Source organism: Micromonospora sp. RV43, assembly GCF_001029515.1.
Taxonomy (GTDB): domain Bacteria; phylum Actinomycetota; class Actinomycetes; order Mycobacteriales; family Micromonosporaceae; genus Micromonospora; species Micromonospora aurantiaca.
On sequence record NZ_LEKG01000213.1, the window covers coordinates 1 to 11,668 of the forward strand.

At 75.6% G+C, this 11,668-nt stretch carries 9 protein-coding genes; all 9 read left to right on the top strand.

Annotated elements, in window-relative coordinates; translation table 11 throughout:
• The first annotated feature begins 56 nt into the window (after nt 1-56).
• The 9 genes from ABD52_RS41510 to ABD52_RS33270 all read left to right on the top strand — a co-directional run bounded on the left by ABD52_RS41510 (nt 57) and on the right by ABD52_RS33270 (nt 10,898).
• Nucleotides 57-764, top strand: coding sequence for an AIR carboxylase family protein (locus ABD52_RS41510; protein WP_255352894.1), 708 nt, complete (start codon nt 57-59; stop codon nt 762-764).
• Between the two features lie 140 nt (nt 765-904).
• Entirely contained in the window at nt 905-1,666 is a 762-nt protein-coding gene (locus tag ABD52_RS33235) for a hypothetical protein (RefSeq protein WP_047894342.1), read from the top strand.
• On the top strand, nt 1,663-3,408 hold the full coding sequence (locus ABD52_RS33240) for a DNA polymerase Y family protein (RefSeq protein ID WP_047894343.1): 1,746 nt from the start codon (nt 1,663-1,665) through the stop codon (nt 3,406-3,408). The genes ABD52_RS33235 and ABD52_RS33240 overlap by 4 nt, the downstream gene beginning before the upstream one ends.
• An 18-nt stretch (nt 3,409-3,426) precedes the next feature.
• Nucleotides 3,427-6,777 (top strand): error-prone DNA polymerase, encoded by a 3,351-nt coding sequence (locus tag ABD52_RS33245; protein ID WP_047894344.1) that lies wholly within the window; start codon nt 3,427-3,429, stop codon nt 6,775-6,777.
• A gap of 96 nt (nt 6,778-6,873) precedes the next feature.
• Complete coding sequence (locus ABD52_RS33250) at nt 6,874-7,053, top strand: hypothetical protein (RefSeq protein ID WP_013287622.1); 180 nt, start codon at nt 6,874-6,876, stop codon at nt 7,051-7,053.
• 30 nt (nt 7,054-7,083) lie between these two features.
• On the top strand, nt 7,084-7,815 hold the full coding sequence (locus ABD52_RS33255) for a methyltransferase domain-containing protein (protein WP_047894345.1): 732 nt from the start codon (nt 7,084-7,086) through the stop codon (nt 7,813-7,815).
• Nucleotides 7,812-9,011 carry an alkaline phosphatase family protein gene (locus ABD52_RS33260; RefSeq protein WP_047894346.1) on the top strand — a complete coding sequence of 400 codons (1,200 nt, stop codon included), beginning with the start codon at nt 7,812-7,814 and terminating at the stop codon, nt 9,009-9,011. Before ABD52_RS33255 ends, ABD52_RS33260 begins: the two co-directional genes overlap by 4 nt.
• Before the next feature lie 110 nt (nt 9,012-9,121).
• A complete protein-coding gene (locus ABD52_RS33265) occupies nt 9,122-10,381 on the top strand; it encodes a DNA polymerase IV (RefSeq protein ID WP_047894347.1) in 1,260 nt (419 codons plus the stop codon).
• A 115-nt stretch (nt 10,382-10,496) separates the two neighbouring features.
• Complete coding sequence (locus tag ABD52_RS33270) at nt 10,497-10,898, top strand: DUF3040 domain-containing protein (protein WP_013287618.1); 402 nt, start codon at nt 10,497-10,499, stop codon at nt 10,896-10,898.
• Nucleotides 10,899-11,668 lie beyond the last annotated feature (770 nt).

The following is an 11,668-nucleotide window of genomic DNA, read 5'->3' on the forward strand; positions in this document are numbered from 1 at the left end:
GCATGCAGTACCGTACCGACATAGCACTGGAAGCGATGGAGTTGGAGGACTTTTAATTGGCCAACTCGGGCCCGCAAGTAGGCATACTGGTCGGCAGCGACTCCGACCGGGAGGTGATGGATAAATGCACCGCCCGCCTCGAAGAGCTCGGCGTCGAGTACGAGATTGAGACACGCTCGGTTCACGAGAGCCCCGAGTCCGTCGCCGAGTACGCCGGGACCGCCAAGGACCGGGGCCTGAAGGTCCTGATCTGTGCTTCCGGCATGGCCGCCCACCTTGCCGGTGCCGTGGCCGGACGCACGACGCTGCCGGTTATCGGGGTCCCGATAGCCGCCGGCGCGCTGGGGGGCTTCGACTCCCTGCTCTCCACGGTGCAGATGCCCCCCGGCGTCCCCGTCGCCACCGTCGCGGTAGACGGCTCCACGAACGCCGCCGTGCTCGCCGCCCGGGCCCGTCCCGCGCCCACCCGCCGGCACCGGATCACCAGCGTCTGGGTGCTGCTCGCCACCGTCGCCCCCGAGCTGGACGAGTGGGCCGCCTACTTCGCCGCCGGCGCGAGCAAGCGGGCCGCCGCCGAGGCCGGCATCCCCCGCGTGGTCACCGCCCGGGAGGCCGACGACCTGCTGCGCGCCGCCGAGGAGTTCGTGACGGTGGTGGAGACCGCCCTCGGCCTGGCGCACCAGCCGGCACTCGACGGCCTGCCCCGCCCGCTGCGGCTCGGCGCCTCCGACTCACCGCCCCGCCCCGGAGCAGCCGCCGCCTGATTCGCGGCGCCCGGCCACCACCGGCGGGACCCCGGGTGGCCGGGCGCCGCACCCACGGCACACGCGTGCCGCGCACGACACGATCCACAGCACCATCCACGGGCGAGGCCCGTGGCGAAACACGACGGGGGGTTGGTCCGATGGCGGGCCGCATGGTGGTCGGTTCCGCCGCCCTGGCCGATCTGGTCCGTCCGGCGAGCGCGCCCGACCCGGCCGGCGGTCACCGGGTGCTGCCCGTCCGGGCCGAGCTGACCGGGCTGCTGCCCAACCGCGGTCTGCGGCGTGGCAGCACCGTGGCGGTCGGCGCCGGCCAGCCCCGGCGCAGCGGCGCCACCTCGCTGATCCTCGCGCTGCTCGCCGAGGCGTCCCGGGCCGGCTCGTGGTGCGCGGTGGTGGGCGTACCCACATTCGGGGCGGGCGCCGCGGCTGAGGCGGGCATCGCCCTGGACCGGCTGGCCCTGGTGCCCGACCCCGGCCCGGAGTGGCCCACGGTGGTCGCCGCGCTCATCGACGGGGTCGACGTGGTGGTCACCGCCGTGCCGGCCACCGTCTCCGCCTCGGTCGCCACCCGGCTGGCCGCCCGCGCCCGGCAGCGCGGAAGCGTGCTCGTCCCGTACGGGCGGTGGGACGGCGCGGACGTCACACTCCAGGTGGTCCGGGGCGTCTGGCAGGGGCTCGGCGCCGGTCGCGGGCGGCTGCGCCGCCGCGAGGTGACCGTCTCGGCCCGGGGCCGGGGCGCCGCCGCCCGTCCCAAGGAGATCAAGGTGTGGCTGCCCGGCGACGAGCTGACCCGGGTGATCCCCCGCTCGGCCGGGCTCGGCGTCCCGTCCGCCGCGCCGTCGCGCCGGCTGCGCGTGGTCGCCCCACCCGCCCGTGCGCTCGCCGCGGCCGGTCCGGCATGAGCGGCGAACCGCAGCGGACGCTGCTGCTCTGGTGCCCGGACTGGCCGGTCCTCGCCGCCGAGATCGTCGACGGGGTGCCCGCCACCGACCCGGTCGTGGTGCTGCACGCCAACCGGGTGATCGCCTGCTCCGAGCGGGCCCGCGCCGAGGGGATCCGGCGCGGGCTGCGCCGCCGCGAGGCGCAGGGGCGCTGCCCGCACCTCACGGTGGTCGACCACGACCCCGGCCGGGACGTGCGGGCGTTCGAGCCGGTGGTGGCCGCCGTGGAGGAGGTGGTCGCCGGCGTCGAGGTGATCCGGCCCGGCGCCTGCGCCACGGCGGCCCGGGGGCCGAGCCGCTACCTCGGCGGTGAGGAGGCGGCGGCCGAGCGGATCGTGGAGCACGTCGCGCAGAGCTGCGCGGTGGAGAGCCAGGCCGGCATCGCCGACGGGGTGTTCGCGGCCGGGCTGGCCGCCCGGGAGGGCCGGATCGTGACCCCCGGCGGCACCCGCGAGTTCCTGGCCGCCCGGCCGGTCGAGGCGCTCGGCCGGCCCGCGCTGGCCGACCTGCTGCGCCGGCTCGGCGTCCGCACCCTCGGCGAGTTCGCGGCGCTGCCGGCCGGGGACGTGCTGGCCCGGTTCGGTTTCGACGGGGCGCTGGCGCACCGGCTCGCCGGTGGCCGGGACGACCGCCCGCTGGCGGTCCGGCAGCCGCCCGCCGACCTGACCGTCACCGCCGACTACGACGAGCCGGTCGACCGGGTCGACGCCGCCGCGTTCGCCGCCCGCATGCTCGCCGAGCGGCTGCACGAGCGGCTGGCCGGGTACGGGCTGGCCTGCACCCGCCTCGGCATCGAGGCGGTCACCGCGCACGGCCAGGAACTGCACCGGGTCTGGCGGCACGACGGCCTGCTCACCGCCGCGGCCATCGCCGACCGGGTCCGCTGGCAGCTCGACGGCTGGCTCTCCGGCAGCAACGGCCGGGGCGGGACGCGTCCGGCCCGGCCCACCGCCGGGATCGTCCGGTTGCGACTGGTGCCGGACGGGGTGCTCGCCCAGGCGGGCCTGCAACCCGGGCTGTGGGGGGAGACCGGTGAGGAGCGGGAGCGGGCGCACCGGGCGCTGAGCCGGGTGCAGGGCATCCTCGGCCCCGAGGCGGTGGTCACCGCCGTGCTCGGCGGCGGGCGGTCCCCGGCCGACCAGGTGCGCCTGGTCCCGTGGGGCGACGAGCGGGCGCCCGCACGTCCCGGCCCGCCACCCCTGCCACCCGCCGCAGCGTCGCCGTCCCGGGCTCCGGTCCCGGCCGCGTCGCCGTCCCCGGCCGCGTCGCTCGTCCCGGGCGTCGGGGCCGCTCCGGGTGCCGCGTCCGCCTCGGTCGTCGTACCGGCTGGGGGTGGTGCCAGGCGACGGGCCGGCCGGGGCCGGGCGGTGGCCGAGCCGCCGTGGCCGGGGCGGATTCCGCCACCGTCGCCGGCCGTGGTGCTGCCCACCCCGTTGCCGGCCGACGTGCGCGACGCCGCCGGGGAGCCGGTCGTGGTGAGCGCCCGGCTGGCGGTCAGCGCGGCGCCGGCCCGGCTCACAGTCGGCGACGGCCGCCCGGCCGAGATCACCGGGTGGGCCGGCCCGTGGCCGGTGGACGAACGCTGGTGGGCGCCGGCCGAGGCGCGCCGCCGGGCCCGGTTCCAGGTGAGCCTGGCCGACGGCGCCGCCCTGCTGCTCGCGGTCGAGGGCGGGATGTGGCTGGTGGAGGCGATCTATGACTGAGCGCCGGGGGAGCGCGGGGTGAGCTTCCACAACCCGAAGATGCCCTGGTCGAAGCTGGAGCAGGTGCTCTCCGGCCGGGCCGGGGGCGAGCGGCACCTGCACGTGGTCGACCCGCTCGCTGTCGACGCCGACGGCGGCGACTCACCGGCCTGGAGCCGCAAGCGCCAGGAATACCGGCCGCCGGAACTGGCCCGCCCGGACGGCGTGGTGCCCTACGCGGAGCTGCACGCGCACTCCAACTTCAGCTTCCTCGACGGGGCCAGCCACCCGGAGGAACTGGCCGAGGAGGCGGCCCGGCTCGGGCTCACCGCGCTCGCCGTCACCGACCACGACGGCTTCTACGGCGTGGTGCGCTTCGCCGAGGCGGCCCGCGCGCTGCGGCTGCCGACGATCTTCGGCGCGGAGCTGTCCCTCGGGCTGCCCGGCCCGCAGAACGGCGAACCCGACCCGCTCGGCCGGCACCTGCTGGTGCTCGCGCACGGCCACGAGGGGTACGCGCGCCTGGCCGCCACCATCTCCCGGGCCCAGCTGCGCGGCGGGGAGAAGGGCCGCCCGGTCTACGGCGAGCTGGAGGAACTCGCCGCCGAGCTGCGCGACCACGTGCTGGTGCTCACCGGCTGCCGCAAGGGGCACGTGCCCACGGCGCTGCTCACCGAGGGCGTCGACGCGGCGGCCCGGGAACTGGACCGGCTCACCGCGCTGTTCGGCGCGGAGACGGTGGCGGTGGAGCTGACCGACCACGGCCATCCGGTCGACGCCGACCGCAACGACGCGCTCGCCGACCTGGCCGCCGCGGCCGGGCTGCCCACCGTCGCCACGAACAACGTGCACTACGCCACCCCGGGACGGCGTCGGCTGGCCACCACCGTGGCGGCGGTCCGGGCCCGGCGCAGCCTCGACGAGATCGACGGCTGGCTGCCCGCCGCGGCCACCGCCCACCTGCGCAGCGGCGCGGAGATGGCGGCGCGGTTCGCCGCGTACCCGGGCGCTGTGGCGCGGGCCGCCGAGTACGGCGCGGAACTCGCCTTCGACCTTCAGCTCGTGGCGCCGAGGCTGCCGGCGTACCCGGTGCCGCCCGGGCACACCGAGATGAGCTGGCTGCGCCGGCTGACCATGGACGGCGCCCGCGAGCGCTACGGCCCGCCCGAGGCGCACCCGGAGGCGTACGCGCAGCTCGAACACGAGCTGCGGATGATCGAAGACCTCGGTTTCCCCGGCTACTTCCTGGTGGTCTACGACATCGTCGCGTTCTGCCGCGCGCAGGACATCTACTGCCAGGGCCGGGGCTCGGCGGCCAACTCGGCGGTCTGCTACGCGCTGCGCATCACCAACGTGGACGCGGTCCGGCACCGGCTGCTGTTCGAACGCTTCCTCGCCCCGGAACGCGACGGCCCGCCCGACATCGACGTGGACATCGAGTCCGACCGCCGGGAGGAGGTGATCCAGCACGTCTACGCCCGCTACGGCCGGGAACACACCGCCCAGGTCGCCAACGTCATCTCGTACCGGCCCCGGTCGGCGGTGCGGGACGTGGCGAAGGCGTTCGGCTTCTCACCCGGCCAGCAGGACGCCTGGAGCAAGCAGATCGACAGGTGGGGCTCGGTCGCCGCGGTCGACGTGGCGGACATCCCCGAGCAGGTGGTCGCGTACGCCAACGAGCTGCAGACGTTCCCCCGGCACCTGGGCATCCACTCCGGCGGCATGGTGATCTGCGACCGGCCGGTGATCGAGGTGTGCCCGGTGGAGTGGGGCCGGATGCCCGGCCGCAGCGTGCTCCAGTGGGACAAGGACGACTGCGCCGCCGTGGGCCTGGTCAAGTTCGACCTGCTCGGTCTCGGCATGCTCTCGGCGCTGCACTACGGCTACGACCTGATCGGTTCCCGCCTCGACCTGGGCGACATGACGCTGGACGACCCCGAGGTCTACGACATGCTCTGCCGGGCCGACTCGGTGGGCGTGTTCCAGGTGGAGAGCCGCGCCCAGATGGCCACGCTGCCCCGGCTCAAGCCGCGCGAGTTCTACGACCTCGTGGTGGAGGTGGCGCTGATCCGGCCCGGCCCGATCCAGGGCGGGTCGGTGCACCCGTACATCAGGCGCAAGAACGGCCAGGAACCGGTCACGTACGCGCACCCGCTGATGCGCAACGCGCTGGAGAAGACGCTCGGCGTACCGCTGTTCCAGGAGCAGCTCATGCAGCTCGCCATCGACCTGGCCGGGTTCGACGCGGCCGGCGCCGACCAGTTGCGCCGGGCCATGGGGGCGAAGCGGTCGGTGGAGCGGATGGCGCAGATCGCCGACCGGCTCTACGCCGGGATGGCCGAGCGGGGCATCACCGGCGAACTGGCCGACGACGTCTACCGCAAGCTCACCGCGTTCGCCAGCTACGGCTTCCCGGAGAGCCACGCGATGAGCTTCGCCTACCTGGTGTACGCCAGCTCGTGGCTCAAGCGCTACCACCCCGGCCCGTTCCTGGCCGCGCTGCTGAACGCCCAGCCGATGGGCTTCTACTCGCCGCAGACGCTCGCCGACGACGCCCGCCGGCACGGCGTCGAGGTACGCCGGCCGGACATCAACGCCAGCGGCGCCAAGGCGGTGCTGGAGTCCACCCCGGAGACCCGGTGGGGAAGCGTGCCGGGCGAGCCGCCGCACGCCTGGGGACTGGGCGGCCCGGCGGTACGGCTCGGGCTGGGCAGCGTCCGTACCCTCGGCGAGGACGTGGCCGAGCGGATCGAGGCGGAACGCGCCGCGCACGGGCCGTACCGGGACATGCCGGACCTGGCCCGCCGCGTCGGTCTCACCGCCGCGCAGCTGGAGGCGCTGGCCACCGCCGACGCGTTCGCCTGTTTCGGGCTGACCCGGCGGCAGGCCCTCTGGGCCGCCGGCGCGGCGGCTCAGGACCGGCCCGGCCGGCTGCCCGGCACGGTGACCGGCGCGGACCCGCCCACCCTGCCCGGCATGGCCGCGGTGGACCGCCTGGTCGCCGACGTCTGGGCCACCGGCCTGTCCCCGGAGAGCCACCCGGCCCGGTTCATCCGGGACCGCCTCGACGAACTGGGCGCGGTGCCGATCGCCCGCCTCGGCCAGGTGCCACCCGGACAGCGGATCCGGGTCGGCGGGATCGTCACCCACCGGCAGCGCCCGGCGACCGCCGGCGGCGTCACGTTCCTCAACCTGGAGGACGAGACCGGGATGCTCAATGTCACTTGCTCCCCGGGGTTGTGGCAGAGATACCGTCGAGTCGCCCGCACCAGCGGAGCACTTGTGGTGCGGGGCCGGCTGCAGCGGCACGAGGGCGTCACGAACCTCACCGCGGACCGGCTGGACGCGATCGAGCCCCCCGTCACACCGGCATCCAGGGATTTCCGTTGATGGAGTGATCCACATTACGGTTTCTCCGAGCCGGAGGCGGGAGACTCCCGACGCGGGTGGGCAGAGTGGCCCACCCGGGGTATGGGGGATGAACCGATGACCTTTCACCGCACGAACGCCGGTGGCGTGGCGAACGCCCGACGGACCCGCCTCGGTGCCGACTGGGCGCCCACCCACGAGGCCGAGCCGCGGGAATACCAGGTGACCGACGGCCCGGTGGCCAACCACCAGCGTTCCCGCGCCGAGGACGACCCCGCCGGCGGCGGCGAGTCCTGAACCCGGGCCGGGGGTGACTAGGCTCGGCGCGTGGAGCAGATCCGAACCCTCACCCCCCGCACCGCCGCCATCTGGTCGGTGCTCCGGGCCGAGCTGGACCGGCGGGCCGGCGAACGACTCTCCGTGCTCGACGTCGGCGGCGGGACCGGCGGCTTCGCCGTCCCGCTCGCCGAGGCCGGTCACCGGGTCACAGTGGTCGACGCCAGCCCCGACGCGCTCGCCGCGCTGACCCGCCGGGCCGCCGAGGCCGGGGTCGCCGATCGGGTACGCGCGACGCAGGGCGACGCCGACGCGCTCACCGGACTCGTCGAGCCGGCCACCGTGGACCTGGTGCTCTGCCACTCCGTCCTCGAGGTGGTCGACGACCCGGAACCGGTGATGTCCGCGCTGGTCACCGCGTTGCGCCCGGATGGTGCGGCGAGTGTGCTGGTCGCCGGCCGGGCCGCCGCCGTGTTCGGCCGGGCGATGAACGGGCAACTGGACGCCGCCGCCGCGCTCGCCGCCGACCCGCACGGCACCACCGGCGGCCGGGACACGCTGCGCCGCCGCTACGACGCCGCCGACGCGAGCGCGCTGCTCACCGCCGCCGGCCTCGTCGTGGAGGAGATCCACGGGGTACGGGTGCTCGCCGACCTGCTCCCGGCCGCGGTGGCCGACGGCCAGCAGGCCGCACTGGTGGAGCTGGAGCGTGCCCTCGCCGCCCGGTCCCCGTACCGGGATCTCGCCGCCCAGTTGCACCTGTTCGCCCGCCGCCCGGCATGACCGGTCCGGCTCCCGATCCGACGCCCGGTCCGACGCCCGGTCCGACGCCCGGTCCGCTCGACCCGGTGGCGCCGCGCTACGACGGCGGCAGCCTGATCGACGTGCTGCCCAGCGCGCTGGCGCTGCTCGGCGTACCGGGCGCGACCGACCGGCTCGGCCTGGCCCCGCGCCTGGCCGGGGTACGCCGGATCGCGGTGCTGCTCGTCGACGGCCTCGGCTGGTACCAGATCCCCACCGCCGCCCCGTACGCCCCGACGCTCGCCGGCCTCGCCGCCACCGTCGGCCGGCCGCTCACCACCGGCTTCCCGTCCACCACCCCGACCAGCCTGGTCAGCCTCGGCACCGGCACCCGTTCGGGCGCGCACGGGGTGCTCGGCTTCACGGTCCGGGTGCCCGGCACCGATCGGGTGCTCAACCACGTCGACTGGACCGGCGACCCGGACCCGGCGAGCTGGCAGCCGGTGCCCACCTGGTACCAGCGGGCGCGCGCCGCCGGGGTCGCGGTGACTGTGGTCAGCCGTCCCGAGTTCGCCGGCAGCGGCCTGACGCTCGCCGCCAACCGGGGCGGCGACTACCGGGGTGCGGCAGGCGTCGACGCGCTCGCCGCCCGGATGCTGGCGGCGCTGGCCGCCGGGGACGGTCCCGCACTGGTCTCCGGCTACCACCCCGACCTGGACCGGCACGGGCACCTCAGCGGCGTCGACTCCGCGCCCTGGCGGACCGCCGCCGCCGAGGTGGACGTACTACTGGCCCGGCTCGTCGACGGGCTGCCGCCGGACGCCGCGCTGCTGGTCACCGCCGACCACGGCCAGCTCGACGTGCCCGCCGGGCACCGGATCGACCTGGACACCGACCCCCGGCTGCGCGGCGGGGTACGGGTGGTCGCCGGTGAGCCCCGGGTCCGCTACCTGCACGTCGAGCCGGGCGCCGAGGCCGACGTGGTGGCCGCCTGGACCGAGGTGCTGGGCCCGGCCGCGCAGGTGCTGACCCGGGCCGAGGCGGTGGCGACCGGCTGGTTCGGGCCGGTGCCCGAGGCACACCTGACCCGGATCGGCGACGTGGTGGTGGTCTGCCGGGACACGTACGCGGTGGTCGCCACCCGCTCCGAACCGCCGATGGCGTCGCGGCTGGTGGCGTACCATGGCGCGGACACCGCCGCCGAGATGACGGTCCCGCTGCTGGTGGTCCGGGGCTGATCCCGGTTCGTCCGTGCTGGTGCGCTGGTAGCCGCGGGTCCGGGTCGGCCCCGCCTCGTGCGGGGTCGGCGGGCGGTGGGGTTGTCGGACCGGCGGGCTAGCCTGCTGGCATGGGCCGCAGCCAGTCGTTGCCCCGAGGCGGTGACCCCCGCTTCGGGCCGGACGCCGACGACACCGGCTGCACCATCCTGCACGTCGACATGGACGCGTTCTACGCCTCCGTGGAGGTGCGCCGCCGCCCCGAGCTGCGCGGCCGGCCGGTGGTGGTGGGCGGCGTCGGCCCGCGCGGCGTGGTCAGCTCCGCCAGCTACGAGGCCCGGCGGTACGGCGTCCGCAGCGCGATGCCCACCGCCCGCGCCCGGGCGCTCTGCCCCGGCGCGGTCTACCTCCCGCCCGACTTCACCGCCTACACCGAGGCGTCGCGGGCGGTCATGCGGATCTTCCGGGACGTCACGCCGCTGGTCGAGCCGCTGTCTCTGGACGAGGCGTTCCTCGACGTGGCGGGCGCCCGACGGCTGTTCGGCCGGCCCGCCGACATCGCCGCGCTGATCCGCCGCCGGGTCGCCGAGGAACAGCGGCTGACCTGTTCGGTGGGCGTGGGGCCGAGCAAGTTCGTGGCGAAGCTCGGCTCCACCCGGGCCAAGCCCGACGGCCTGCTCGTGGTCCCGGCCGCGCAAGTGCTGGAGTTCCTGCACCCGCTGCCGGTGTCCGCGCTGTGGGGCGTGGGGGAGCGGTCCGCGGACGCGCTGCGCCGCCTCGGTCTGCGCACCGTACGCGACCTCGCCGAGGCACCGGCCGGCCTGCTGCGCCGGGCGGTGGGCGAGGCGTCCGCCGCCCACCTGCACGAGCTGGCCTGGGGGCGTGACCCGCGCGGGGTCACGCCCGAGCAGGTGGAGAAGTCGATCGGCGCGGAGGTCACGTTCGACACCGACGTGAGCGACCCGGACGAGATCCGGCGGTCCCTGCTCGCGCTCGCCGACAAGGCCGGCGCTCGGCTGCGGGCGGCCGGGCAGGTGGGCCGTACCGTGTCGCTCAAGGTCCGTTTCGCCGACTTCCGGACGATCAGCCGCTCCCGCACGCTCGCCGTGCCCACCGACACCGCCCGGGAGATGTTCGACACGGCCTGGGCGCTGTGGGGCGCGCTCGCCCCGGGCGAGCCGGTTCGGCTGGTCGGGGTCCGGATGGAAGGTCTCGCCCCCGCCGGGGAGACCCCTCAGCAGCTCACCCTGGGTGCGCCCGAGCGCGGCTGGCGCGAGGCGGAGGCGGCGGCCGATGCGGCGGCTGCCCGATTCGGGCGGTCCGTCATAGGTCCGGCCAGTCTTCTCGGCCGTCGTGATACACGACAAGTCGAAAAACCGACCCGGCCGTAGGTCGTCCCGCTTTCCGACGCGCGGGGGCCCTCGTAGACTTGCGGGTAAGCAGCCGGTTGGCTGCCACGGTCTGTCGGCCCGCCCGGGCCGACCAACGTGACCGGGGAGGAGTGCCGTGCCGCTCTCGGAGCACGAGCAGCGGCTGTTCGAGCAGATCGAGCGGTCGCTTGCCGAGGATCCCAAGTTCGCCTCGGCCGTGCGCGCCAGCGACCCGCGTTTCCACGCGCGGCGTCGCGTGCTCGTCGCTGCCGGCGTGGTCGTCGCTGGTCTGGCCCTGTTGATCTACGGTGCCGTGATCAAGATTCCCGCGGTGGCCGTGGCGGGTTTCGTCGTCATGCTGGGCTCGTTGGGCTACGCGGTGCAGTCGCACCGCCGATCCCAGTCGCCCGACCTGCACGTGGTCGGCGGCACAACGAGCCGGCGTCGTCCCCGTGGCCGCAGTGGTGGTGGTCGCCGGGGCTCCTTCCTCGACCGGATGGAGGACCGCTGGCGGCAGCGCCCGGAGGGCCACCGCTGACCGCGTCCCGCCCCTGACCCGGGGCGGGAAGCCGGCGGCGCCTCCGTAACAGGCCGGCAAGCGCCGCCGGGGCGTCTTGCTGCTGGTCGCCGGGCGCGGGGGAGAGCCCGCGTTCAGCCATGCCCGCGATCGATCCCACCGTCCCGCCACTCGCCGTCCGAACCGCCGCTCGGCGCGCCCCCGGCGGTCCGCCTCCTCTGCACACCGCCGGCGCTTCCGTCAGCACATGGTGCCCGGATCGCCCCGCACGTGAGCGTGTGCACCGCGCCCGGTTCGCGCCGCACGTGAGCGTGTGCACCGCGCCCGGGTCGCGGCAGGGCAGCTCACCCCCTCGTGCCCAAGCCTCAGCGCACGGCGAGCACCTCCCCGCCTCAGCGCACGGCGAGCACCTCCCCGCCTCAGCGCACGGCGAGCACCTCCCCGCCGCTCACCAGCAGGCGCACACCCGCCCTTCACCCGCGATCTTGCACTTTCGGCCAGAGCGGTGCCCAGAATGTCCCGTTCACCCGGGCACAAACTGCAAGATCGCCGAGGCGGGGCGGTGTGCCCAGCTCGCCTGATCAGCCCTGCTCGCTCGGCAGGCGGGATGCGCTTCCCGTATCCCGGGAGCCGCCGTAGATCTTGGAAGGAAAGCGCCCCTATGGGGGCCATTTCGTACCAAGATCTCGGGCGCATCCGGTCCAGAAGCGGTGATCAAGGAGTTTGTGTCTTCAGCAGGGCTGGATTTGGACACAAACTCCTTGATCAACGCCGTGGGGGTGGGCGGGGAG